The following is a 26536-nucleotide window of genomic DNA, read 5'->3' as shown; positions in this document are numbered from 1 at the left end:
ATCAGAAAACTCTTATAAAGAATATGCGTATATACAAGAAAGTGCTGTTTGCCCTCACCCTCACGCAGGCGTGCACACTGGGAACAAAAGCACAGGATAAGATCGTACATCCCGACATCTCCTACACCGGAACCCCACGTTCGTGCATCATTGCAGGCCTCAACGTCGACGGCATCGAGGGCTACGAGGACAGCCAGCTGGCGGGAATCTCCGGACTGACCATCGGGCGCGAGATCACCGTCCCGGGACGGGAGATCACCGACGCGGTGAGACGCTACTGGAAATACGGGCTCTTCTCGGAAGTGTCCATCGGAGCCGACTCCATCATCGGCCGGAAGATTTATCTGCACATTCACCTGAAAGGCCGCCCGCGCGTGTCGACCATCAACTACCACGGCCTCAAGAAGACCGAACGCGAGGACATGGAGAAGAAACTCGGCCTCCTGATCGGCTCGCAGATCACGCCCAACATGGTGGACAGGGCCAAGATACTGGCCAAGAAATACTTCGACGACAAGGGATTCAAGAACGCCGAGATTGAAATCGTGCAGCGCGACGACGTCGCAAGCAAGAATCGCGTCATCCTGGATGTCAACGTCGACAAGAAGGAAAAGATGAAAGTGCGCAACATTTTCATCGAAGGAAACAATGCGTTGAAGGCCGGCAAGATCAAGGGAGGCCTCTTCGTGAAAGGCGCTTTCTCCAAGACACACGAGGCGGGAAAGCTCAGTTCATTCCTCAAAGCGAAGAAATTCACCCCCGAACGCTGGGAGACGGACAAGAAAAACCTCATCGCCAAGTACAACGAACTGGGCTACCGCGACGCCGCCATCCTGGCGGACAGCGTGTGGAACAACGACCCCAAGCACGTCAACATATACATAAAGGTGGACGAGGGACGCAAGTATTATTTGCGAAACATGACCTGGGTGGGCAACACCGTCTACACCACCGACTATCTGGCGGCCGTCCTGGGCATGAAGAAAGGCGACGTCTACAACCAGAAACTGATGCGGAAGCGGCTTCAGGAGGACGAGGACGCGGCCGGAAACCTCTACTACAACAACGGCTACGTGTTCTCCAGCATCACCCCGACCGAAGTGAACATCGACGGAGACTCCATCGACTTGGAGATGCGCGTGGTCGAAGGACCGCAGGCCCACTTGTCGCACGTGCGCATCAACGGCAACGACCGCCTCTACGAAAACGTGGTCCGGCGCGAACTCCGCACCAAGCCGGGCGACCTGTTCTCGAAGGAAGCCCTCACCCGCTCTTTGCGCGAGCTGGCTTCGATGGGGCATTTCGACCCCGAGAAGATCACCCCCGACGTGAAGCCCGACTATGAAAACGGAACCGTTGACGTGAACTACAACCTCACACAGAAGAGCAACGACCAGATAGAATTCTCACTCGGATGGGGACAGACGGGCGTCATCGGCCGCGTCGGACTGAAGCTCAACAACTTCTCCATGGCCAACCTCTTCAACAAGAACAAGGAACACCGCGGCATCATGCCCATCGGCGACGGCGAAGTGCTCAGCCTCGGCGCCCAGACCAACGGCAGCTACTACCAGAGCTACAACGTGAGCTACTCCACAAACTGGTTCGGCGGCAAGCGTCCCATCCAGTTCAGCGTGGGCGCCTACTTCAGCAAGCAGACCGACATATCGAGCACTTACTACAACAGCGCCGCCATGCAGAACTACTACAACAACTATTATTACGGCTCGGGGTCCTACGGTTACAACAACTACGAGAACTACTACGACCCCGACACCTACATCAGACTCTACGGTTTGACCCTCGGTTGGGGCAAGCGACTGCGCTGGCCTGACGACTACTTCACGCTTTCGCTGCAGCTGGCGTACCAGCGTTACATGCTGAAAAACTGGAAATACTTCCTCATGAACAACGGAACGGCCAACAACTTGAACCTCAGCATCTCGCTCAACCGCACCTCCACCGACAACCAACTCTTCCCGCGCCGCGGCTCGGAGTTCACCGCCAGCGTGACGGTGACACCGCCATGGAGCCTCTGGGACCACAAGGACTACCAGAACCTGGCCAACAACCCCAACTCGCCGACCTACGCCCGCGAGCAACAGGAGAAGTTCCGGTGGATCGAATACAACAAGTGGAAGTTCAAGTCGAAGACCTACACCGCCCTCACCAACGGACAGAAGTGCTTCGTCCTGATGACCCGCATCGAGCTGGGACTGCTCGGCAGCTACAGCAAATACAAGAAGAGCCCGTTCGAAACCTACTACGTGGGCGGCGACGGAATGACCGGCTACTCCTCGGGCTACGCCGAAGAGACCGTAGCCCTGCGCGGTTATGAGAACGGTTCGCTGGCCTACAATGCCTACGCCTACGACCGGTTCTCGCTCGAACTGCGCTACCCGTTCATGCTGGGCAACACCACCATCTATGGACTCTCGTTCCTCGAAGCCGGAAACGCGTGGTACAACACCAAGGATTTCAACCCGTTCAACATGAAACGCTCGGCCGGCGTCGGCGTCAGGATATTCCTGCCGATGGTCGGACTCATGGGTATCGACTGGGCATACGGCTTCGACAAGGACAACGTGAACGGCAAGAAGGGCGGAAGTCAGTTCCACTTCATCCTCGGACAGGAGTTCTAACCGCCGAAGAGGCCGGGCGGGTCGGATTCCGAACCGCATCGGCTGCCCATTCGCATTCTAAAAAGGAAAGGAAACATAAAGATGAAGAAGACATTGTTGATGAGCCTCATGCTCATGGCCACGCTTGCGGCGTCGGCACAGAAGTTCGCGCTGATGGACATGGAATACATCATGAAGAATGTTCCCGCCTGGACGCGCGCCAACGAACAGATCAACCAGGCCAGCAAGAAGTGGCAGGCCGAGGTGGAAGCCCTCAACAACGAGGCTGCCACGCTCTACAAGAACTATCAGAACGAGGCGGTCTTCCTCTCGAACGACCAGAAGAAGGCCCGTCAGGAAGCCGTCATGAAGAAGGAGAAGGAAGCGGCCGACCTGCGCAAGAAGTACTTCGGCCCTGAGGGCGAGCTCTTCAAGAAGCGCGAAAGCCTCATCACACCCATCCAGGAAGACATCTACCAGGTGGTGAAGGAGATTTCCGAGCTGCGCGGCTACAGCCTTGTGCTCGACCGTTCGAGCGACACCGCCATCATCTTCGGCAGCCCCAAGATTGACATCAGCAACGAAGTGCTCGAAAGACTGGGCTATGCTTCAAGATAAGAGATAAGAGGAAACAATTCAAACAATAATAAAAAAACTTAGAACAATGAAGAAACTGATTTTAATGCTGATGCTCTGCGCACCGATGACCATGCTCGCGCAGAAATTCGGTAAAGTGAGCACACAGTCCGTGATGCAGGCTATGCCCGAATTGGCCAAGGCCAACGGCGAAATGGCCGCCGAACAGAAGAGGTATGAGAACGACCTGAAGGCCATGCAGGACGAGCTGACCCGCAAGTCGCAGGAATATGAGAAGAACAAGGCCACAATGAACGCCACCAAACAACAGGAGACGGAGACCGAACTGCAGACCATGTATCAGAAGATACAGCAGACCTTCCAGGACAACCAGCAGGCTCTCCAGAAGAAGTCGAACGACCTGATGGAGCCGATCATCACCAAAATCCGCAACGCCATCATCGCCGTCGGCAAGGCCGGAGCCTACACTTCCATCTTCGAGGACGGCAGCGTGCTCTATCTCGGCGACAACGTGAAGGACGTCACGGCCGAGGTGAAGGCCGAAGTGGCCAAGATGAAGTGACCCGACACGCCACGGCTTCCCCTTCCGGAAGCAACCCCACATCCGCAGGAATCGGCTTCGGCCCGATTCCTGTCGTTTTCAATCACCCCAAACGCATACCATCATGAAAAAGTTCATTCTCTTCGCAGCGTTCGTCGCCCTGTCGACAACCGCGTCGGCACAGCGCTCTGAAAGCGCGCCGCGCGAACTGCCGGCCGCCAACATGCCGGCTCCGGCGCTGAAGTTCGGCTATTTCAGCTACGACGAAGTCATGAAGTCGACGCCCGACTACAGCCTGACGCAGCGCAACCTCGCAGACCTCAAGACGAAGTACGACGCCGAAATGAAACGGGTGGAGGACGAATTCAACAAGAAATACGAAGACTTCCTCGACGGGCAGCGGTCGTTCGCGCCCTCGATCCTGAAGAAACGGCAGTCTGAACTGCAAGAACTCATCGAAAAGAACATGGCTTTCAAGCAGGAGGCCCGCGAGCTTTTGAAGAAAGCCGAGAAAGAGGCGTTCGCCCCACTGAGGATGAAGGTGAAGCTCGCCGCGGCCAAAGTGGGCCAACGCCGGGGCCTCGCCTTCATCATCAACCTCGACGGCGACACGCTGCCCTACGTCGACAGCACCATGGGCGACGACATCACCGAGGCCGTCAAGGCCGAAATGCGCTGACCGCCGACGCCTGCCACGTCCTCCCAATCCAGCAACATCATGACACTTCCCGTCAATCCAGGCCCCATCGGCATCTTCGACTCGGGCTACGGCGGCCTCACCATCCTGCACGGCATTCGCCGGCTGCTCCCCCAATACGACTACATGTATCTGGGCGACAACGCCCGTGCGCCCTACGGCACCCGTTCTTTCGACGTCGTCTACCAGTTCACGCGCCAGGCCGTGCTGAAACTCTTCGGCATGGGCTGCCAACTGGTCATCCTGGGATGCAACACCGCCTCGGCCAAAGCCCTGCGAACCATCCAGCAGCACGACCTCCCCGCGTGGGACCCCTCGCGCCGCGTGCTGGGCGTCATCCGTCCGACGGCCGAAGTCATCGGCTCGCTCACCCACAGCCGGCACGTCGGCCTGCTGGCCACCGAGGGCACCGTGCGCAGCCACAGCTACGACATCGAGATTGCGAAGCTCTTCCCCGACATCACCGTCAGCGGCGTGGCCTGCCCCTTCTGGGTGCCCCTGGTGGAATACAACGAGGCCGACAGCCCCGGCGCCGACTATTTCGTGAAGAAGCGGCTCGACGAACTCATGCGCAAAGACCCCGCCATCGACGCCATCATCCTGGGCTGCACGCACTATCCCCTGCTCATGCCCAAGATACTGAAGTACGTCGAGCCCGGCGTGCGCGTCATTCCCCAGGGCGAGTATGTGGCCGACAGCCTCGACCGCTACCTCGACCGCCACGCCGAGCTGCGCCGCAAGCTCACCCTCGGCGGCACCTGCCAGTACTTCACGACCGAGAATCCCGACAAGTTCAAGGAGAGTGCCCAGACATTCCTCAAGGAACAAGTCAGCGTGCGCCACGTGGATTTAGCCTCCCCCGCCCCTCCCAAGGAGGGGAGTGCCTCCGGATTGAGCTGATCGGATCTGTGCCTCAGCTCATCCATTATTCTTTCAGCGTTTTACCTTTTTACCTTTTCATCCTTTCACCCTTCCACCCTTTCCAAAAGCAGCCCTTTTAGCGTGCAAAAGCAGTCCTTTTACAATGTAAAAGCAGCTCTTTTGCACGCTAAAAGGGCTGCTTTTGGAATGCGTTTGTTTCACATTCCACATTTCACACTTCACATTTCAAACTTCACATTTCAAACTTCACATTTCAAACTTCACATTTCAAACTTCACATTCCCCCTTCCTCTTCATGTTCCTCGGGTGATGGTTGAGAATCTCCTCCCGCAGCGTGGTCGTATCGATGTGCGTATAGATTTCGGTGGTGGCGATATCCTCGTGGCCCAGCATGGCCTGGATGGCCCGCAGGTCGGCGCCCCCTTGCAGCAGCGCCGTGGCGAAACTGTGGCGCAACGTGTGCGGGGAGATGGTCTTCCGAATGCCCGCCGCAGCAGCCTGCCGCTTGATCATGATGAGAATCATCGTGCGCGTGAGGTGATGGCCGCGCCGATTGAGAAACACATAGTCCTCCTCTCCCGGCTTGATGTCGAGGTGCACGCGGTCGAGATACCACAGCTTGATTTCCTTGATGGCCTTCGCCGATATGGGCACGAGGCGCTCCTTCTTGCCCTTGCCCTCCACGCGGATGAACTTTTCCTCCATGTAGACGTTGGAACATTTCAGGTTGACAAGCTCCGTCACGCGCAGTCCGCACGAGAACAGCACCTCGACGATGGCCCTGTTGCGCTGCCCTTCGGCCACGCTGAGGTCTATGCCGGCCTCCAGCCGGTCCACCTCGTCCGTCGTCAGCACCTCCGGCAGGTGCACGCCCAGCTGCGGCGACTCAAGCAGTTCGGACGGGTCGGCCTCGATGTAGCCGTCGACCAGCAGGTAGCGGTAGAACGACCTGACACCGCTGAGGATGCGGGCCTGCGACTTGGGCGTCACGTTCCGGTCGTGCAGCGTGGCCGAAAAGTGCTGCAGGTCTTCGAGTTTCACCGCCAGCGGGTCGAGCTTTGCGGCCCGGCAGTAGTCCAGCAGCCGCTGCAGGTCGCGCTCGTAGGCGTCGATGGTGTTGCGCGAGTAGTTGCGTTCCAGCTTCAGGTATCTGACATACGACTTCACAACATTCGCGTTTGATTTCTTGTCGTTCTCCATATAATTTGCTATTTTTGTCCCATGTACTGGAAAAAGCACCACGACGGCCCGCCTTCATTGGGCCGTTGCGCGGCTGTTTCCCCATACAAAGATAGAAAAAAAGATGAAAATCCAAATCATTAACGGGCCCAACCTCAACCTGCTGGGCGTCCGTGAGCCGGGAATCTACGGCAACAGCAGCTTCGAGAGCTATCTGCCCCAGTTGCGGCAGAGGTTCCCCGACGTGGAAATCGACTGCTACCAGAGCAACAGCGAAGGCCGGTTGATCGACAAACTCCAGGAGGTGGGCTTCACTTGCGACGGCGTGGTGCTCAACGCCGGGGCCTACACCCACACGAGCGTCGCCCTGCACGACTGCGTCCGGTCGCTGCCCTGCCCCGTGGTGGAGGTGCACATCAGCAACGTCCACCAGCGCGAAGCCTTCCGCCACCACTCCTATCTCTCGCCCGTGTGCCTCGGCGTCATCTGCGGCTTCGGTCTGAAGGGATACGAGCTGGCCGTGGAGGGGATTTTGAATGCGAAGTGTGGAGTGTGAAGTGTGAAATGGAAAATGTGAAGTGTGAAATGGAAAATGTGAAGTGTGAAATGGAGGATTATATCGCTTCGCGCATCGACCCCGAAGGCGACTACCTCCACCGCCTCTACCGGGCCACCAACATCCACACCATCCACGGCCGCATGGCCAGCGGCCACCTGCAAGGGCGGCTGCTCAAGATGATGGTGCAGCTGGTGCGGCCCCGCCACATTCTCGAAGTGGGCACCTTCTCGGGCTACTCGGCGTTGTGCATGGCCGAAGGCTTGCAGACCCTGGCGCAGGAGGAGCCCGACGTGGAGCGCAAGCTCTACACCTTCGAGATCAACGACGAGATGGAAGACTTCACCCGCCCGTGGCTCGACGGCTCGCCGCTGGCCCCGTTCATCGACTTCCGCATCGGCGACGCCAACGAACTGGCACCCCTGCTGGGCGTCACATTCGACATGGCTTTCGTCGACGGTGACAAGCGCACCTACGTGGAGACCTACGAGATGGTGATGTCGCTGCTGCGCCACGGCGGTTGCATCCTGGCCGACAACACGCTTTGGGACGGCCACGTCGCCGACTCAGCCTACGACCACGACCGGCAGACGCTGGGCATACGCGCCTTCAACGACCACGTGGCGGCCGACAACCGCGTGGAGAAGGTGATTCTGCCGCTGCGCGACGGGCTGACCGTCATCCGCAAAAAATGAAGCGCGGCCGGCCCATGCCACAGGCGTTTCAAGATAATTGATTATCTTTGCACATCAATATATTCACTACACCAAGAAAGTTATGCAAGAGACAAGACAAAATCGCATATCGAGGCTGCTCCAGAAAGAGCTGGCCATCATTTTCCAGAGCCAGACCCGCATGATGCACGGCGTCATGGTGAGCGTCACCCGCGTCAAGATAAGCCCCGACCTGAGTATCTGCACGGCCTATCTGAGCGTTTTCCCGAGCGAACGGGGCGCGGAGATATTGAAGAATGTCAACGCCAACACGCAGACCATCCGCTACGACCTGGGACAGCGCGTGCGCAACCAGCTGCGCATCGTCCCCGAACTGCGCTTTTTCATCGACGACAGCCTCGACTATATCGAGCATATTGACGAATTGTTGAGGAAATAATGCTCTTCCCTTTCTACATAGCCCGCCGCTATCTTTTCTCCAAGAAGAAGACCAATGCCATCAACGTCATCTCCATCATCTCGGTGACGGGCGTGGCCGTGGCCACGATGGCCCTGGTCATCGTGCTGAGTGTCTTCAACGGCTTCCACGACCTTGTGGCTTCGTTCTTCACCAACTTCGACCCGCAGCTCAAGGTGGTGCCCGTGGAGGGGAAGACGGCTCCCGCCGACGATCCCATCCTGACGAAGATACGCCATCTGCCGCAGGTCGACGTCGCCACCGAGTGCGTGGAAGACCAGGCGCTGGCCATGTATCGCGACAAGCAGGCCATGGTGGTGGTGAAAGGCGTCGACGACAACTTCGACCAACTCACCCACATCAAGGAGATTCTCTACGGCGACGGCGAATATTCGCTGCACGCCGCCAACCTGCAATACGGTATCCTGGGCATTCGGCTGGCCAATACGCTGGGCACGTCGGCCGACTTCGGCGACTATCTGCGCATCTACGCGCCACAACGCGAAGGCCAGTTCGACGTCATGAGCCCCGAGGAGGGCTTTGTCGTCGACTCGCTGCTGTCGCCGGGCGTGGTGTTTGCCGTCAACCAAAGCAAATACGACCGCAACTACATCGTCACTTCCGTCACCTTCGCCCGCCTGCTCTTCGGACAGGACGGCATGCTGTCGTCACTCGAACTGCGACTGAAAGACGGCAGCGACCTCGACGCCGTCAAAAGCGAGATGCGGAAGATAGCGGGGACGAAGTACAAGGTGCTCGACCGCTTCGAACAGCAGGCCGACACCTTCAAGATCATGCAGATAGAGAAGGTCATGGCCTACATTTTCCTGACCTTCATCCTCATCGTGGCCTGCTTCAACATCATCGGCTCGCTCTCCATGCTCATCATCGACAAGAAGAAGGACGTGGAGACCCTGCGCAGTCTGGGGGCCGACGACCGACAGGTCAAGCGCATCTTCCTCTTCGAGGGCCGCATGATATCGGCCTTGGGCGCGCTGTTGGGCATTGGCCTGGGACTGCTGCTCTGCTGGCTCCAGCAGAGTTACGGCCTTGTGAAGATGGGCGAACGCAGCGGCAGCTTCGTCGTCAACGCCTATCCCGTCAGCGTCCACTACGACGACGTCCTCTTCATCTTCCTCACGGTGATGGCCGTAGGCTGGATTGCCGTATGGTATCCCGTGAGACACTTCACATCTTCCATTCCCCATTATAAACCCTTAAGCAACATTTGAAATGAAACTCAGAAACTTATTCGTGGTTGCGCTGCTCTTCTGCGCCGGCATGGCACAGGCGCAGCAGGAAGCAACGATTCCGGTAGACCCGGACGTGAGAATCGGCAAGCTCAGCAATGGGCTCACCTACTACATCCGCCACAACAACTGGCCCGAACACCGCGCCAACTTCTATATCGCGCAGAAGGTCGGCTCCATCCAGGAGGAGGAAAGCCAGCGCGGACTGGCCCACTTCCTGGAGCACATGGCCTTCAACGGCTCCGACAACTTCAAGGGTAACGGACTCATCGAGTGGTGCCGGGCCAAAGGTATCCAGTTCGGTGCCGATCTCAACGCCTACACCGGCATTGACCAGACGGTCTACAACATCGACAACGTCCCCACGCAGACGCAGTCCACGCTCGATTCCTGTCTGCTCATCCTGCGCGACTGGTCGACGGGGCTGACCCTCGACCCCGCGGAAATCGACAAGGAGCGTGGCGTCATCCACTCGGAGTGGCGCGACCGCACCAGCCCCTCCAGCCGCATGTTCGAGCGCAACCTGCCTGCCCTCTATCCCGGCAGCAAGTATGGACTGCGCTTCCCCATCGGACTGATGAGCGTCGTCGACAACTTCAAGCCGAAGGAGCTTCGCGACTATTATGAGAAGTGGTATCATCCCGACCACCAGGGTATCATCATCGTGGGCGACGTGGATGTCGACCATACCGAAGCGATGATCAAGAAGCTCTTCGGCGACATCAAGAATCCTGCCAACGAGGCGCCCATCGTCGACGAGCTGGTGCCCGACAACGCGCAGCCCATTGTCATCATCGACAAGGACAAGGAATACCAGCGGTCGGACATCGACCTGATGATCAAGCACGACGTATTCCCCGACTCGCTCAAGAATAACATCAACTATCTGGTTTACAACTTCGTTCGCGGGGCTGCCATCAGCATGCTCAACAACCGCTACGTAGAGGCTGCGCAGAAGCCCGGGTGCCCCTACCTGAGCGCGTCGGTCGGCGACGGCGACTACATCTTCGCCAAAACCAAGGGTGCCTTCACACTCAGTGCCTCACCCAAGGACATCAGCCAGTGCGCCAATGCCCTCAAGGCCGCGTACATCGAAGTGCTACGCGCTGCCAAGTTCGGTTTCACGATCACAGAATATGCCCGCTACAAGGCCAACTTTGAAAGCTCGTTCGAAAAGTTCTACAGCAATAAGGACAAGCGCACCAACACCTCTTTCTTTAACTCTTACAAGAGCCATTTCCTCAACAACGACCCCATTCCATCGATTGATTATCAATATCAGATGATGAAGCAGTTGCTGAAGATGATTCCGCTGGAGGCCGTCAACCAGGTACTACCCGAATTCGTGCACGACAATGACAGCAATATGGTCATCGTCAACTTCAACACCGAGAAGGAAGGTAATGTCTATCCCACCAAGGAACAGCTCATCGGGGCCGTCGACGCCGCCCGCAAGGCCGACATCACCGCCTACAAGGACAACGTGAAGAGCGAACCGCTCATCAAGAAACTACCCAAGGCCGGCACGGTCAGGAAGGAAACGAAGAACGACAAGTTCGGCTACACCAAGCTGACACTGAGCAACGGCGTGAGCGTCATCCTGAAGAAGACCGACTTCAAGAAAGACCAAGTGACCCTCTCGGGTCAGGGCGGCAAGGGCAACAGTGTCTACGGACTGACCGACTACGTGAACACCAAGGTCTTCGACGACGTGGTCGAAGGCAGCGGACTGGGCGCCTTCTCCTCCACCGAACTGCCCAAGGCCCTGGCCGGCAAGATCGCTTCGGCCTCGCTCTCCATGGGCGAACGCATGATGTCGGTCAACGGCAGCTCCACCCCGAAAGATGTAGAGACCATGCTGCAGCTCATCTACCTCTACTTCACCGACATCCGCAAGGATGAGAGTTCCTACAACACGCTCATGCAACAGATGGAAGTGGCCCTGAAAAACCGCGACCTATCTTGGGAGACGGCGTTCGGCGACTCCGTCAGCAACGCGCTCTACGACCACAGCCCCTACGCTCGTCCGATATTGCTGGCCGACCTGAAGAGCGTCAATTACGACCGCATCCTGCAAATGGCGAAAGAGCGCACGGCCAACGCCGCCGGCTGGGAGTTTGAAATCATCGGCAACTTCGACGAGGCTACCATCCGTCCGCTCATCTGCCGCTACCTGGGCGCGCTGCCCGCAAAGGGCAAGGGCGAAAAGGGAACGCGCCGATTGAACCTCACCGACAAAAATGTTGACAACACTTTCTATCGCAAGATGGAGACACCGAAGGCCAACGCCTACATCTTCTGGCTGAGCCGCAAGATTCCCTACACGCTGGAGAAGAGCATTCAGATGGACATGGCCGGACAAGTACTGTCGATGGTCTACCTCAACAAGATTCGCGAAGAGGCCGGCGCCGCCTACTCCTGTGGCGCGCAGGGTGCCCTGAGCCTCAGCACCGACGGCGTGAACACGACCCAGCTGGTGGGCTTCTGCCCGATGAAGCCCGAGAAGAAAGACCTCGCGCTGAGCATCATGAACTCGGCCGTGAAAGATTTGGCCGAAAGCTGCGACGCCGAAATGCTCGACAAGGTGAAGACGCTCATGCTCAAGCAGGCCGACGACCGTGCCAAGACCAACGGCTACTGGAACGGCGTCATCTACGCCTACGAGCACACCGGCCACGACAACCACACCGACTACAAGCGGCTGGTGGAGGCACAGACGCCCGCCAAGGTTTCGGCCATGGTGAAGCAACTCCTCTCCGTGGCCAACAAGGTCGCCGTCGTCATCCTTCCCGAAGGTCTCGACAAGTAACCCGCTGCCGACAACCTCGGCATGACATGCAAAAGCATTGCTTCCTCCACATGGACGAAGCAATGCTTTTTTTGTTTTCCGTCTACACAAAAGAAGGAAGGGGCGACTACCGGCCCGGCTTGATTCTATTCAGGTTCAACAGCTTATAGACGGCCGACGACAATACGGGTTCCTGATAGAACGGCAGGTTCGCCAACGACTCATAAGCCCGCTTATAGTCGTCGCAACGGGCTTGTGCCGCCGCCAGATACATCAACGAACATTGACAAGGATAGAGCCGAAAGGCCTTTTCTCCCAGCACGGCAATATCGTCCAGTTCCGCTTTTGAGGGCTTATAGGCGGCTGTGAAGAAGTCGCCGATGACATAAGTGTAGAACATTTCCATATAAATATAAGGTAGGCGCAGCTCGTTCGCCCTGCCGATGGCAAGAGATTGCTTCAAGGCAGAGCCGTAGCGGTGGGCGAAGATGTCGTTTTCCATGGCCCTGAGGTCGGCGAAGAGCTGCTTGTCGGTGAAGTCAAAACCGTCAATACATGCCAGAACCTCGGCCTGCCGCTGCGCGTTTCCACGCTCGGCCATGGGCACCCGAACAAGATTCATGTAGAGTTTCTTCCAATATTCATAGCCGAAGAGGCGCGTATATTCGTCATGACAGCCCACAAAAGCACGCCACACGGCATCGTCGGTCACGCTTCGAGGAAACAGAATCACCATCTTGCCCACCTCCTTCGAACGCAATTCATCAGGTCGCAGTCCCTCCAGATAACGATTCATATAGATTCGGACAGAGTCGACGTGAATCTTCGGCATGGCATTCAGCACAAACTCCGTGACGAAACGGGGCGACCGCTCGCCGGCGTTCCATCGCCGTTGCAAGGCTCGATAGCGCACGCCGACCGTATTCCGCAGCGCTTTCTCCGATTGCTCCAGGAATTTTTCGGCCGGCAGGAAACCGCTTTCCACATCCAGCAGATTCCCCTCGGCGTCCAGCCAGTAGAACGTTGGGTAGGCATTCGGCGTGTACTCCGCAAACAGGCCGAAGTCTTTCTGCCGCTCCGCGTCGACATGCGCCGAAACAAACATGCTGTCCATATAGCGTCCCACGTCTGCCTTGCCGAACACCTCACGGTCCATCCTCTTGCAAGGGCCGCACCAAGAGGTATATACATCCACGAAGATGGCTTTCTTCTCTGCCTTCGCCTGCCGTTTCAGTTCGGGCCAACTCACATTCCTGAACGTCACACCCTGGGCCTGCAAAGCTGACGCAATCCCGAGAAGAAACACAAGGGCGTAGATACGATGTCTTGTCATGGCTCTAATACTTGCGTTCAAAGTCCACTATGCGGTCGGCCAAACCGTCACGACGCCCTGTGAGTTGCAGATGCAACCCACCGTCGGTACCCACTTCCAACATGGCAAAGCCGGCAGGAAGCGTCGCCCGGCCCTTGTCGCGATAGGCCACGAGGAGCGTGTTGCTCTTGTAGTCGAATTCAATGTGGTCGATGTCCACGTCTCCGCCCAAGTCATAGACCCGCATGCCGGTCTTGCTTTCCGCGTTATAGAGATAGACAACGCTGCCACTGGCATAGAACATATAGCCCGGGAAGCGTGCCGAACATGCGAAAGTGGTTGCTTCCGCAACCTTTTCGGTGGTCAACACGTCGTCGCCAAGGTCGGAGAAATAGGTGTCGGGGTCGGCCCCTTCCACCCAAAAGCCAATGCCACACTTCAGCAAATGCCGCCTTCCGCCCGGCTCTTCAAAGACTCCCATGAACTGGTTGGCACCGGTTTCGCTCCGCACGGAGATGTTGGCATAGAGACATTTCATGCCCACGTTGTCGGGATTGAAGAAGCCACCGGGAATATAGACCAAGTCCCTCGTCTTGGTAGCGGTGGTCAGAAATGCCGTCGTAATGGAGTTGATGGTGTAGAAACACATGTTTTCATTATCATAGACCACGGCCCGCGCCGGCTGTTGCTCGTCGTCGTTGAAGTTCGCGTTGTCGGCAATGCTGTACGTCTTGCCCGCCACGAGCATGTTGGGCTTCACCGTCGGCGCGTGCATGTTGACGGCACGGTCGTGTAGTTTCCCGTCGTTCACCAGGTAATGGCGCATGCTGGACTTGTAATAAGCCTCGGGCATGACCTTCTCGGGAGGGCTCATGAAGAATCCGTCATAAGTCCGACTCTGCTTCATGGAGGTGGCGTCGAGGAAACAGCCGCCCCGTTCATCCTGGCAGAGCACCATCACTTCGTCGAGCGACTCCCTGTCGAACTTGTTGAAATAGACGCGCTTGGGCTTCGTGCCGAGGCTCTCGCCACCGTTCACCTTGCCATAGACATTCGTTATGACCTCCTTCTGTCCGTCGGGCAGGAAGTCGAGTCGGGCCTTGCCGCCGTCATCACAAAGAATCATCAGACCCTTGGTGAACTCATTGACGACATTCACCTTGAACTCCTTTTCATAATAAACGCCCGTCAGGTTGTCCACCACCTTGAACTTCAGTGTGTGCTGTCCCGGCGCGAGAGCCACCTTGACATCCAGGTTTCTCTCACGCGAGAGCGTGTCGGCACGGTACATCGTATTGTTGTCGTAGGCTATCCAGAAATAACCGAACTGCCCGTCGCTGTTCTGCGAGGTTGCCAGCGTAGGGTGAATGCTCAGCAACTTGTCGATATGCACGTCGTCATATTCGTCTTGAATGCCTCCGATGGTCACTTCATTCAGCGGCGTAGGGTTGTCGTTGGTGTCGTCATGCACGCACGACGTCAGCCCCAGGATTGTTATCAGCAATAAAAACAACTGTTTCATCTTGTCTGTTCCTTTCATTTTCATTAAAGTGGAGACCAATCGGCCGTAATCCATTGTTTGGTTTCCTCATCCCAAATCGGGGTCTTGAGCAAGTAGTTGTACACCAACCGTCCATACGACATATACGTCTGAATCATGGAACCGCGCAGCTTCGGCTCGAAGTCGAAGCCCTGTATCTGGATGCAGAGTCGGTGTTTGGCCTTCGAATAGGCGCCATAATAGATGGAAAGAATCCTCCAGTAGCTGGGTTTGACGAGCTGGTTGGTGATGACGACACGGGCCGTCAGCCTGTCGCTGTAGCCCAGGTCGAAGTCTGCATTGGGCACCAGTTTCAGAATGAGCGACACATCGCCCGTCTCCAGCTCCTTGTTGTAGACCTTGACGGGAATCTCGGTCGTCACTTGACCTGCCGGCAACTTCACTTCAGCTTCGGGCAGCGTGTAATGCACGCCGGCCTTGGCCGTCGAGGCAGGGGCCGCTTGAAAAGCCACGATCCTGTCCTTGTCGGTCGCCTCGCCGATAATCTTCAGCGGAACGCTCACGGTGGCGGTGTCCGTGATGACGGCGGCAAAGGAATAAGGAATGCTGTCGGCTTCGGTTACGCTGTTGAAATAGACACAGGGCTTGTTCTCATAGGTCATCCGCTCGTTCTCCGTGCAGCCCGTCAGCAGTGCCAAGCACAGAGCCGTGACCATCTTGTAGATAGGGTTATGTTTCATGGAAATCATTTCTTGAAGTAGGTATTCGTGGCAGGCAACGGCAGCACATACACCTTTTCGGGAGTGCTCACGGCCGTCCAGTTAATCGGTGTTACGGTGTTTTTCAACCGTTTGTAAGCGTAGAACAGCTGTCCCTCGCCAATGAACTCCTTGGCATACTCCGCCAGGATTTCATCTTGCAGGTTGTCGGCAGTAAGTTCCTTGTCGGGCAAACCGCGATGATACTGCAACGCGTTGAAGAATTTGGCGCCTTCGACGATGTCGGGAGCCGTTTCGGCAGCGATGAGATACATCTCCGACATCTTCAACAGGGGAATGCGCTTCGATGAATCATACTTCGACAGGATGTGATAGGAGCCCGACGCCTCCAACCACCACAGGCGGCGATAGTCCATGTCGAGCGTTGCGGGAAACACTTTCTCCATTTGCTTCTGTGTAGTGGCCAGATAGCTGTTGCTGGTATTGGCCGCACGGAAATGGCGCTTCACCACGTTGTCATACAATTCCTTGCTTTCGAGCGCAAAGATGTTCTCCTGTATGAAGCCGTTCTTGTCAGAGCTGCCCACATCGGTGCTCGTAATGAGCGGAAACAGACCGCTGTCAATCACTTCCCCGGCCAGCCGAAAAGCCTCTTCGCGGTCATTTCCCCGGTTGCGATAGAGACGGACACGGGCCAGAAGGGCCGTCGCGGCATAATAGTTCATGCGGTATTCGCGGCCTTTCCACACACCGGCGAGGGCTTTCAGATTGTATTGGGCATGATTGGGGCCATAGGGGTCTACGTCCTTCAGCAACGCCCGGGCCGCTTCCAGGTCTCCGACGACGCGTCCGAGCACGCCTTCCACCGTCAGCTGCGCAAAGGTTGTATTGGTGAACTTGTCCACATAGGGGATGGCAGCACGCTGCAACCCGCCGTCCATGGATGGCGAAAAGGCGAAAAGGCGCAACAGGTCGAAATGCAGAAACGCGCGCAGCCCCAGTGCCTCGCCCTTGATGAGTTCATATTCGTGGAGGGGAAAGACCTGCTTCTTACCGTCAATCTGTTCCAACAGACTGTTCGTGTTGGCCACCACGTTATAGAGATTCTTCCAGATGGCGTCCTTGCGGTCCTCCTCTTTCCGGTTGGCGTAGTCGTAATTGTTGGCATACTCAAACGTGTTGAGCGACGCGCCGGCCGTCGAATAGTATTGTCCCAGCACGTCCATATAGGTCATGGTGAGCTGGGCGCCATACAGATTTTCGCCCTTCATCGAGCCATAGCACCCCATGAGCGCGTCACGGAATCCCTGTTCGTTGTCCAACAGGTCTTCGGCCTTGAGCTCCGACTTGGCCGAAACGTCAAACCAGTTGTCGCAAGCGGTGAGGCTGCACATCGCAACCAGTCCCGTTCCTATGATAAATAATTTCATTTTCATGTCTGAAATAGGTTTAGAAGGTTAGTTGAACGGCCAGCGAGTAGTGGTGGGCATAGGGATAAGCCGTCCCCATCTCGCGCTGGATGGTCGACGTGCGGAGCACATCGTTGGCCGTCAGGATGATTTTCAGATACTCGGCGCCGAAGGAACGGATGGCCTCGCGACCGAAAGTATAGGCCAGGCTCAGCGAATTGGCCGAGAGCAGGTTGTCTTTCTCCACGAACCTCGAAGTGGGCTTGGTCGTCGAGAGGTCGTCTATCCGCTTGTAGAGGGCCGCCTTGCCCGGCGTGCTCCAGCGGTCGTAGAGCGCCCGGCGGTCTACGTTCAGATAGGGATTCACGTTCTCCACCTTATCCACCAGGGTCTGGTTGTAGGCATAGCCGCCGAAGCGATAGAAGAAGTTGGCGTTCAGTTCCCATCCCTTATAGTAGGCATTCAGGCCGAAAGTGCCGCTCATCGTCGGGTCGGTCGACTTGTAGGGCACATAGTCTTTCTCGCTCCAGGTGTCGGTATAGCTGCCGTCGCGCCTGACAAAGACCTCGTTGCCGGTAGCCGGATCGATACCGGCCGACTTCACGACCCATATCGAATTGACCGAAGCTCCTTCCTGATAGCGCACGTAGGGGCGCGAACCGGCCTCCTTGTCGGCCAGGTCGTTGTAGGAACTGAGCCCCGAGGAAATCTTCTTCAGTTTGTTGGTGTAGTGCTGTCCGTTGGCAAACAGGTTGACCGAAGTATGTTTGTCCCGATACACGACGGCCTTTATGTTGAAGTCGAAGCCCTTGTTCTGCGTCTCGCCAAGGTTGTCCTTGTAGACGTCGAAGCCGATGTATGAGGGCATGTTGACGTCCACCAGCAAGTCCTTGGAGTTTTCGATGAAGTAGTTGAAGTAACCGCCCAGCCTGCCGTCGAAGAACGAGAAGTCGACGCCCAGGTTGTTTTTCTGCGTGCGCTGCCACTTCAGGTCGCGGTTGCCGAATGCCTTGATGACCGCGCCCACATAGTCTTGATAGGCCAGAGAGCTGCTGTAATTGTACATCATCATGGCCTGATAAGGATAGAAATTCTGGCTTCCTGTGAATCCGGTGCTCAGGCGGAGGCGCAGCTGACTGACCCAACGACTGTCTTTCAGCCATCTTTCATGATGCGCGTTCCAGCCGATTCCCGAACTCCAGAAGGTGCCCCAGCGGTTGTTGCTGCCGAAAACGGACGAACCGTCGCTACGCAGCGAGGCGTCGATGAAATAGCGATCGGCATAGCTGAGGTTGGCGTTGCCGAAGAAACCCATCAGCCGGCTCGTGGTGGCATAGCCCCTCACGTGGTCGCCCTCCTTGAATCTGACGCCGAGCGAAGGGTGGTTGAGCGACTGGTTGGCAAAGCCGTAGACGGTATAGGCGCTGTAGTCGGACTTCGACTCCTGTATGTTCCAGCCGCCGTTGAGGTTGAGTGCATAGTTTCCGGCCTGCTTGAAATAGGACAGGACGACATTGGCGTCGTAGGAAGTCTGCAACGTATAGCCCTTCGCGTAGCTTCCCTTGTCTTCCGTCTTGCCGATGAAGTCGGTGTGGTCGGCCGGTTTGAAGTTGTCATGGGTGCGGTTGATGCGCTCCAGGGAGAAGTTGCCTTTCAGCCGCAAGCCTTGGATGATGTTCCACTCCACGCTGAAATTGTCAACGAAGTCGTCATAGACGGTACGGTCGGTCGTATTGAGCCGGGAGTTGTACATGGGGTTGGCCACCTGCGAACTGCCCCTTGCGGGGGTGTAGTTGTCGAAGAGCACCTGCTTCAGGTTGCCGCTCCCGTCGTAAGGATAATAATAAGGATTCAGATAGGTGTAGGCACTGAACGGGCCATAGGGTGAATTGTTGGACGTGACCTTGCCGTATGACAGCTCGTTGCGGAAGCGCAGGTTGCGATAGTTGTACAACAGGTTCAGGCTCGTGCCCAGCCGACTGCGGTCGGAACCCTTCATCACGCCCGCGTTCATCAGATAGTTCAGACTTAGTCCGTAGCGGAAACTGTCGTTGCCGCCCTCCAGTTGCATGGTGTGTTTCTGACTGATTCCCACCGACTTGAGCGGCTTGGCCAGCCAGTCGGTGTCGTAGCCTTGCGCCACCAGCTTCAGTCTCTCGTTGTAGCTCTTCAGGTACTCCTCCTGCACATATACGGCGTCGCTGCCCTTGTAGAGCCCCGCCAGTTCTTCATATTGCAACTTCTCACGCGCGTTGAGCAGGTGATAGTCCGACAGGTCGGCCACTTCCATATCCACACTGCCGTAGTAATTCAGCCTGAGCTTGCCGGCCTGGGGCGACTTTGTCTCGATGACGACGACGCCGTTGGCCGCCCGCGACCCGTAGATGGCCGTGGCCGAAGCGTCTTTCAGAATGGAGATGCGGGCTATCTTGTTGGGGTCCAGGTCGTACACCTTCTCCACGCTGACCTCGAATCCGTCGAGGATGAAGGTGGGCAGGTTGGCATTTCCCTTGTACTCGGCGTTCAGATTGGTCACCGAACTGTTGGGCAGCGAGTTCATACCGCGCACCTGCACGTTGGGCATGGTGTTGGGGTCGGAGCCCATGGCGATGTTTTCGGTCAGCCGGAACGACGGGTCCAGCGACGCGATGGTCGAGAGGACATTGCGGTCGGACACGGCAGCCAGCTCCGTTCCGCTGTAGTTGGTGGCCACGCCCGTGTAGGTTTGCTTGTTCTGGGTGTAGTAACCCGTCACCACCACGTCGCTCAGCTGCTTCACGTCGGCCACCATATTGACCCTCATGTTCGGCTCCATTGGCAGTGTCTGGGTCTGCATGCCGACATAGGAGACCTCTATGCGGCGAGGCGTATCGCCCTTGTAGTCGAGCAAAAAAGCCCCCTCGGTATCGGTGACGGTCAGTATCTTGGTTCCCACGACCCGTATCTGCGCGCCGATGACAGGCTCTCCGCTCTCGTCGTAGACCACTCCCTTGACCTTTCCGACACGTCCCGGCCGCGCCTGCCGGCTGAAAGTCACGATGTTGCCGCTCACCTTGTAGGAACACTTGATGAGCTCCGCAAGTTGTCCGACCACGTCTTCTACCGGCTGCTGGCGGGCCGATATCGTCACCTTGGGCCACGTTTCGGCCAATTCGTCACTGTAGAAGAAGTTCACGCCCGACTGCTGCTTGATTTCCTGCAAGACGACGGGCACCGCGGCAGACTTGAAGTCGATGGTGACCTTCGTGTCCACCGGCCCTCGGGCGAACATGCCGGTGCCGGCCATCAAGCACAGCAGTGACAGCAGAAGCCTGCGCACTGTTTTCACTTGGCTTTCTCTCATATAAAACAATATTATTAGGTTAATAAACGACCAACCGGTCTTTCTCTGTCTCTATCTGCAATCCGGTGCCCTCGCGGATGGCCTCCAGCGTCGACTCCATGCCGTCGTAGCGGTCGAAGGTGCCGCTGAAGGTCTTCTGTTCCGACTGTTCGGAGAGGAAGACAACCTGCCTGCCATACCACTTGCCGACCACGGCCATGATGCGGCGCAGCGGCCAACGGCGGAATGCCAGACGTCCGGTGTTCCAGGCCGTGTAGGGGGCTGTGTCCACCGGCTGCACCACGACGCCGCCATCCACGATGTCGGCTTTCTGACCGGGCAGCATGAGCCGCTCCCTTCCGCCTGCGGGAATGACGCCCACGCTGCCGCTGACCAGCACCACGCTGGTTCCGGAGATGTCGCGGGTGTTCACGTCGAACTCCGTCCCGTAGTCGCAAACGCGGCCATGGGGCGTATGCACGATGAAGCGGCGGCTCCTGTCGTGGGCCACGAGGAAGTAGCCTTCACCCTCCAGGCACACGTTTCGGTCGCCACGGCCGAAAGTTTCGGGATAGATCAGACGGGAATCGTCGGCCAGATGGACCATCGTGCCGTCGGGCAATGTCAGCCAATACTCCTTATTTATATAGGTTCTCACACGCTTGGCGTCCATCAGTTCGCGGGCCACATCTTCGCTCTCGCCGATTCCGAAGGTCTCCAGTTCCCGCTTGTCGAGCGGCGCCGAAGGCTGACGGACTTCGTCGGGCGTCAGCAAACTCTCGTGGCGAATGGCCGAACGAATGCCCTGCCTCACCTCGGCCGACAGCTGCGGCGGCGTGACGCGGGTGTAGTCTTCGTACCACCACAGCCCGACGCCCACGCCCGCCACGACGGCTGCCGCGGCAACGGCCCGCCCAAGCCACCGGCGAAGCCCGCGACGGCGCGACGGACGCTCGATGGTTTCGGCGGCAAGGGCCTTGACTTGTCGCAGAGCCTGGGACACATCCAGCCTGCCGATGTCCTCCACGGAATGGCCGGGAGCCGACAAATTGGCGATGATACGGTCATAGACGGCCTGATGGCCGGGGGCGCGAAGCCAGGCTTCAAGCTGCCGACGCTCGGCGGCAGACAGCGCGGCATAGATTGATTTTATAATCAGATGTTGGATGTCCATGTGTTGTTCTTTTTTCATGAATACGTGGAAAAAGCAACAAATGGTTAAAAGAAAAGGCTTCTTTTTTACAAAAACAGCAAAGAAAGCAGGTCTTTGCTTATTTTCCCGCGCAGCCTTGCAATGCCATGGCGCAGATGGCTGTGTACGGTTTCCGGTGAAATGTCCTGTCGCCGGGCGATGTCCTCATAGCTCATGCCCATGAGTTTGAGCCGCAGCACTTCGGCGGTTTTCTTCGGAAGCTGGTCGATGGCGGCATAAAGACGTTCGTAGACTTCCATCTCAAAACGGTCGTCCTCCTCCGATTCCGCAGCCATTCGCGCGACGTCGCTCCGGTATTTCCGTTCCACGCGGCGTCGGCGCAGCTCGTCGAGCATGCGGTTGCGCACCATCACGAAGAGATAGTTCTTCAAGTCCGCCCCGCCGTCCATCGTGCCATGCTGCTTCCACAGCCTGACAAACACGTCCTGAACCACGTTTTCGCTCACATGACGGTCGCGAAGGGTGCGGTCGGCATAAAGCACCATGGGGACATAGTATTTACGGAACAATTCGTCGAAAGTCATCTCTCACGTCAAAACACCGTCGGCAAATTTACGATTATTTTATCAATACAGGCCAAAAACGTTTAAATTGTTGACTCACGCGTGCCAAATCCATCAATCATTGTCGCCATCGCCGATTGTCCATACAAAATCAAAGCACAGCAAATCGCAAGCTGCCTGTTTGCTGTCTGTTCCGACATCCACGCATTTCATCATCTCCTGGCCCCTATTGTCAATCTTCATTCCGCTGGTCATCGCATGTTCCTTGACTGGAAATGGGTACGACATCATCCGGGCATTGCTGAAAAAAAGGCGACCAAGCCGCCCAAAGCCGTCCTTTCGGCCTGCGGAAGCAGCCCTCTTGCCCTTCAAAAGCAGCCCTTTGGCGTTGTGAAAGCAGCCCTTTGGCGTTGTGAAAGCAGGCCTTTCGCAGACCAACGGCGGCCCTTCCGCCCCACACTTACTGCCCCTTATCTTTTTTGCTTTTGCTCTTTCCTTTTTTGCTTTTTACCTTTTTACCCTTTTACCTTTTTACTTTTCCTCTTTGCCTTTAAAGAAAATGCGGCATTTATTTTGAAATGTAGGCTTTTTGAATTACCTTTGCGGAGGTCAAGCGGTGCACCGTTGGCCCATGGTTCCATAGTTTAATGGATAGAACGGAGGTTTCCTAAACCTTTGATCCGAGTTCGATTCTCGGTGGAACCACGTTTTCTTCTTCTTACGCCAACCTTCAATTATACCTTAGAAACATGATAGGAGCGATTATAGGCGACATTGTCGGGTCGCGTTTTGAATTTTCAAAACAACCCAACCGCAACTTCACATTCTTCACATCCGAGTGCAGCTACACCGACGACACCATCTGCACGGTGGCCGTTGCCGACGCCATCATGAACCATCGGCCCTACAAGGACGCGCTGCACGACTGGTGCCGCCGCTATCCCAACCCCATGGGCGGCTACGGCGAGTGGTTCCTGAGGTGGGTGGAGAGCGACGACCCGCAGCCCACCGGCAGCTGCGGCAACGGCTCGGCCATGCGTGTGAGTCCCGTGGGATGGCTCTTCGACGACTACCACGAGGTGCTCGACGAGGCCCGCCGGTCGGCCGTCGTGAGCCACGACCATCCCGAGGGCGTCAACGGCGCCCAGTGCGTGGCCACGCTCATCTACTGGCTGCGCACCTGCCGCATCACGAAGGACGAGCTGTGGGGCGCCGTGAAGCGCAACTTCCACTACGACATCCCGCCGCTGGCCGACATCTACCGCATCGGCAGCGAAGACCATTTCGACGGCACCTGCCAGGAGACCGTGCCCTACGCCATCAGCTGCTTCATGGAGAGCCAGAACTTCGAGGACGCCATCCGCACCGCCGTGGCGGCCGGCGGCGACACCGACACCAAGGCGGCCATCTGCGGCAGCATAGCCGAGGCCTACTACGAGGTTCCCGACGACATGGTGGGCCGCGCTTTCGAGTATCTGCCCGACGACATGCTCGACATCGTGGAGCAGTTCTACGGGCGCATGGCGGACGACATAGCGTAGGGGCCGATGAAGCGGGTGCTGCTCTGTCTCATGGCACTGTTCCTGGTCGTGCCGCACGGCGTGGCGGCGGGCTTCGTGCCCGTGCTCACCAACTACAGTTCGCTCGACTACGACGGCGGACTGCAGAACTGGTCGGTCACGCAGGACGCGCGCGGCATGATGTTCTTCGGCAACAACTCGGGCATGCTCTCCTTCGACGGCTACAACTGGACGACGACGCCCCTGCCGGGCCGCGCCGTGGCCCGCTCGCTGATGGCCGACGGCGACCGCGTCTACGTGGGGTCCTACGAGGAGTTCGGCTATTTCGAGCGCGACGACCACGGCCGGCACCGCTTCACGTCGCTTTGGAGCCGGCTCAAGGGCTTCAAGCCCCACGACGATGAAATATGGAACATCGTGAAGGGGCGCAACGGACACATCTATTTCCAGTCGTTCTGCTCGTGGTTCGAGTACGACGGCCGGCAGGTGACGGGCCATTTCACGCCCCACCAGCTTCCACTCTACTTCTTCCAACTCGACGGCCGCATCTACGTGCAGCTCGTCGACGGCCCTTTCTGCCTGCTGGCGGGCGGCCACTACGCCCCCGTCGTCAGCCGCGAGGCCCTTGGCGGCGACGGCGTCGTGGCCGCCTTGTCGCTGTCGGCGGGCCGCATGCTGCTCTGCACCGAGTTTCACGGCCTCTATCTCTTCGACGGCCGCCGCGTGACGCCCTTCGCCACCGCCGTCGACGCCGAGCTGCGACGCCGACAGGTCAACCGCGCCACCCTCACCCGCGACGGCACCACCATCGTCATCGGCACCATCATGGGCGGCATCTACGGCATCGACCGCAAGGGGCGGCTGGCCTGGCACTACGACCGGTCAAACCTGTTGCAGAACAACACCGTGCTGGGACTCTACGCCGACGCCGACGACAACGTGTGGGCGGCCCTCGACACGGGCCTGGCACTCATCCACCGGGGCAGCCGCTACACGCTTCTGACGGGACCGATGGGCATGGTTTACGACGTGTTCGACACTTCGGCGGGCATGTACGTCGCCACCAACCAGAACACCTTGCTTTACGACGGCTCCGGCTTCATGGCCGTGGAGGGCACGCAGGGCCAGAACTGGCACATATCGCGCTTCGGCCGCCAGATCGTCGTGGGCAACAACCACGGCACGCGCATCATCGACGCCACCCGGAGCTACGCCCTGCCCGGCAGCGGCGAGGCCAGCAGCACGGCGTTGCGCCGCTACAACGTGGGCGAGGACAACGACTATCTCGTAGAAGCTAGCTATTCGGAGCTGCGCATCTACCGCAACGTGGACGGCCGATGGGTGTTCCGCAACAACGTGGCGGGCTTCATGGGGCCCGTGAGGCAGTTGGAAATCGACAGCCACGGCGTCGTCTGGGCCACCAACATGAACAAGGGCTGCTACCGCATCGAACTGACGGCCGACCTGCGGCGGGTGGCACGCATGCGCTACTATCCCACACTCGACCCCGAGGGGGGCGGCGTGCAGATTCATGTGATGAAGATACGGGGCGAAGTGGTGCTGTCGGACGGCCGCCGGCTGTATCTCGCGGCCGACAAGCAGCCGCCACGACCCTTCGAGGCCCTCAACCGGCTGGCCCCGGGCAATGTCATTTCGGCCACGACGGTAGACAACGGCCGCTTCTGGCTCACCTCATCGAAGGGCTACATGCTCGTGGCCTACCGCAACGGACGCTACCGGCAGGAGCTGTACGTGCCTGCGAAGTTCTTCGGACTGGAATGCGGCGACAACCAAAACAACGTCAGGGTGTTCGACGACGTGGCCTACTTCTGCCTCAACGGGGGCGTGGGACGCATGGACTTGCGCTCCGTGGGGCGGGACGGCAGGCCGGCGGCACCCGAACTGGCCGTCAGAAGGGCTTACTTCACGGACGCGGCCAACCGTATCCACGACATCGCCGTCGACGGAAGACGGCCCGACGTGAAGGGAGACATGACGATTGTGCTGAGTTGCCCCAACTACAACAACGCGCCGCTGCGCTTCCATTTCCGCCTGCGGGGAGCGGGAATCGACATGGAGACCGTCGCGGCCCGGCCCGAAGCCCACTACAGCAGTCTGAAATACGGCTCCTACGAACTGGAATGCTCGGTGCGCGACAGCGACGGGCGACGTCTCTCCACCCTCCGGTATGCCTTCGCCCACCCCCGCCCCACGCTCTTGAGCTATCCCATGCTTGCGGTCTACCTGCTGATGCTTGCCGCCGGCCTGTGGGCTTTCACGCGATGGCGCACCGGCAAACTGCTGCGACGCCACATGCTGAGGGCCGAAGCAGAGCGCATGCGCCAGGAATTGGAGCTCTTCGAGAAGCAGCGCATCATCGAGGGACAGCAGAAACAGCTGCTCGAACAGCAGCTGCAGGACAAGGGACGCGAGATAGCGACGATGGCCATGGACGCCGTGGCGAGCCGCGACGTGCGCGACGACGACTACTGGAAGCTGTTCCGCGAGAACTTCGACCTGATCCACAAGCAGTTCTTCCGCCATCTGCGCGAACGCTACCCCACGCTGACACCCAACGACCTGAAGTTCTGCGCCTACTTGCGCCTCAACCTCAGCACCAAGGACATCGCCCGGGTGACCGCCATGTCGGTGCGCGGCGTGGAGGGCGCCCGCTATCGGCTCCGCAGGAAGTTCAACCTGGCCGAGGGCGACGACCTTGCCGCCTTCCTGATCGATTTTAGGTAATGAGGAATGTGAAATGAGGAATGTGGAGTGTGAAGTTTTAAATGTGAAAT

The 26536-nt window shown here is 57.9% G+C and carries 21 protein-coding genes and 1 tRNA gene; 14 read left to right on the top strand and 8 right to left on the bottom strand.

All coding sequences use genetic code 11. The features are described 5' to 3' along the window. Positions 1–23 precede the first annotated feature (23 nt). From K334_RS0106470 to murI, 5 genes are all read left to right on the top strand, one after another. Positions 24–2642 carry a BamA/OMP85 family outer membrane protein gene (locus tag K334_RS0106470; RefSeq protein WP_025882070.1) on the top strand — a complete coding sequence of 873 codons (2619 nt, stop codon included), beginning with the start codon at positions 24–26 and terminating at the stop codon, positions 2640–2642. 81 nt (positions 2643–2723) lie between these two features. Next, positions 2724–3239 carry an OmpH/Skp family outer membrane protein gene (locus tag K334_RS0106465; protein ID WP_025882069.1) on the top strand — a complete coding sequence of 172 codons (516 nt, stop codon included), beginning with the start codon at positions 2724–2726 and terminating at the stop codon, positions 3237–3239. Positions 3240–3285: 46 nt separating this feature from the next. Beyond that, positions 3286–3780, top strand: a complete 495-nt coding sequence (locus tag K334_RS0106460; RefSeq protein ID WP_025882066.1) for an OmpH/Skp family outer membrane protein — start codon at positions 3286–3288, stop codon at positions 3778–3780. A 103-nt stretch (positions 3781–3883) separates the two neighbouring features. After that, positions 3884–4438, top strand: a complete 555-nt coding sequence (locus K334_RS0106455) for an OmpH family outer membrane protein (RefSeq protein ID WP_025882064.1) — start codon at positions 3884–3886, stop codon at positions 4436–4438. 39 nt (positions 4439–4477) lie between these two features. Then, a complete protein-coding gene (gene murI / locus K334_RS13635; protein WP_051218678.1) occupies positions 4478–5356 on the top strand; it encodes a glutamate racemase in 879 nt (292 codons plus the stop codon). 249 nt (positions 5357–5605) lie between these two features. On the opposite strand, the gene xerA is transcribed toward murI, so the two are convergent. Then, positions 5606–6538, bottom strand: a complete 933-nt coding sequence (xerA, locus tag K334_RS0106445) for a site-specific tyrosine recombinase/integron integrase (protein ID WP_025882061.1) — start codon at positions 6536–6538, stop codon at positions 5606–5608. A 103-nt stretch (positions 6539–6641) separates the two neighbouring features. Between xerA and aroQ the strand changes: the two genes are divergently transcribed. The 5 genes from aroQ (at position 6642) to K334_RS0106420 (ending at position 12263) form a co-directional block, all read left to right on the top strand. Next, positions 6642–7073 carry a type II 3-dehydroquinate dehydratase gene (gene aroQ, locus K334_RS0106440; RefSeq protein WP_027444705.1) on the top strand — a complete coding sequence of 144 codons (432 nt, stop codon included), beginning with the start codon at positions 6642–6644 and terminating at the stop codon, positions 7071–7073. 29 nt (positions 7074–7102) lie between these two features. Beyond that, on the top strand, positions 7103–7768 hold the full coding sequence (locus K334_RS0106435; RefSeq protein ID WP_027444704.1) for an O-methyltransferase: 666 nt from the start codon (positions 7103–7105) through the stop codon (positions 7766–7768). Positions 7769–7850: 82 nt separating this feature from the next. Then, on the top strand, positions 7851–8186 hold the full coding sequence (rbfA, locus tag K334_RS0106430) for a 30S ribosome-binding factor RbfA (protein WP_025882056.1): 336 nt from the start codon (positions 7851–7853) through the stop codon (positions 8184–8186). Further along, positions 8186–9436, top strand: coding sequence for an FtsX-like permease family protein (locus K334_RS0106425; protein ID WP_027444703.1), 1251 nt, complete (start codon positions 8186–8188; stop codon positions 9434–9436). Before rbfA ends, K334_RS0106425 begins: the two co-directional genes overlap by 1 nt. Before the next feature lies 1 nt (position 9437). Then, the gene (locus K334_RS0106420; RefSeq protein ID WP_027444702.1) at positions 9438–12263 is read left to right on the top strand and encodes a M16 family metallopeptidase; all 2826 of its coding nucleotides are present in this window, start codon (positions 9438–9440) and stop codon (positions 12261–12263) included. A gap of 106 nt (positions 12264–12369) precedes the next feature. On the opposite strand, the gene K334_RS14190 is transcribed toward K334_RS0106420, so the two are convergent. Genes K334_RS14190 through K334_RS13620 form a run of 7 tightly spaced genes read right to left on the bottom strand, consistent with a single transcriptional unit; the run spans position 12370 to position 22242 of the window. Next, positions 12370–13575 carry a thioredoxin family protein gene (locus tag K334_RS14190; RefSeq protein ID WP_081658048.1) on the bottom strand — a complete coding sequence of 402 codons (1206 nt, stop codon included), beginning with the start codon at positions 13573–13575 and terminating at the stop codon, positions 12370–12372. Between the two features lie 4 nt (positions 13576–13579). Then, positions 13580–15094: a PKD-like family lipoprotein gene (locus K334_RS0106410; RefSeq protein ID WP_161625378.1), complete on the bottom strand. Its 1515-nt coding sequence runs from the start codon at positions 15092–15094 to the stop codon at positions 13580–13582. A 5-nt stretch (positions 15095–15099) separates the two neighbouring features. Continuing rightward, the gene (locus K334_RS0106405; RefSeq protein ID WP_161625377.1) at positions 15100–15795 is read right to left on the bottom strand and encodes a DUF4843 domain-containing protein; all 696 of its coding nucleotides are present in this window, start codon (positions 15793–15795) and stop codon (positions 15100–15102) included. A 5-nt stretch (positions 15796–15800) separates the two neighbouring features. Then, positions 15801–17204 (bottom strand): RagB/SusD family nutrient uptake outer membrane protein, encoded by a 1404-nt coding sequence (locus K334_RS0106400; RefSeq protein ID WP_161625376.1) that lies wholly within the window; start codon positions 17202–17204, stop codon positions 15801–15803. A gap of 19 nt (positions 17205–17223) precedes the next feature. Then, a complete protein-coding gene (locus K334_RS0106395; protein ID WP_027444700.1) occupies positions 17224–20526 on the bottom strand; it encodes a SusC/RagA family TonB-linked outer membrane protein in 3303 nt (1100 codons plus the stop codon). A gap of 19 nt (positions 20527–20545) precedes the next feature. Then, a complete protein-coding gene (locus tag K334_RS14185) occupies positions 20546–21697 on the bottom strand; it encodes a FecR family protein (protein WP_051218676.1) in 1152 nt (383 codons plus the stop codon). Between the two features lie 47 nt (positions 21698–21744). Continuing rightward, positions 21745–22242 carry an RNA polymerase sigma-70 factor gene (locus K334_RS13620; RefSeq protein WP_025882401.1) on the bottom strand — a complete coding sequence of 166 codons (498 nt, stop codon included), beginning with the start codon at positions 22240–22242 and terminating at the stop codon, positions 21745–21747. 81 nt (positions 22243–22323) lie between these two features. On the opposite strand from K334_RS13620, the gene K334_RS14790 reads away from it, so the two are divergent. The 4 genes from K334_RS14790 (at position 22324) to K334_RS0106365 (ending at position 26486) form a co-directional block, all read left to right on the top strand. After that, on the top strand, positions 22324–22869 hold the full coding sequence (locus K334_RS14790; RefSeq protein WP_154655567.1) for a hypothetical protein: 546 nt from the start codon (positions 22324–22326) through the stop codon (positions 22867–22869). Next, positions 22855–22926 (top strand) — tRNA-Arg (locus tag K334_RS0106375). Before K334_RS14790 ends, K334_RS0106375 begins: the two co-directional genes overlap by 15 nt. 44 nt (positions 22927–22970) lie before the next feature. After that, on the top strand, positions 22971–23762 hold the full coding sequence (locus K334_RS0106370; protein WP_021589682.1) for an ADP-ribosylglycohydrolase family protein: 792 nt from the start codon (positions 22971–22973) through the stop codon (positions 23760–23762). A gap of 6 nt (positions 23763–23768) precedes the next feature. After that, the gene (locus K334_RS0106365; protein WP_027444699.1) at positions 23769–26486 is read left to right on the top strand and encodes a helix-turn-helix and ligand-binding sensor domain-containing protein; all 2718 of its coding nucleotides are present in this window, start codon (positions 23769–23771) and stop codon (positions 26484–26486) included. The last annotated feature ends 50 nt before the right edge of the window (positions 26487–26536 follow it).

The organism is Segatella baroniae DSM 16972 = JCM 13447 (genome assembly GCF_000426585.1).
GTDB classification, from domain to species: Bacteria; Bacteroidota; Bacteroidia; order Bacteroidales; family Bacteroidaceae; genus Prevotella; species Prevotella baroniae.
This window is presented reverse-complemented; position numbering and strand designations above follow the sequence as displayed.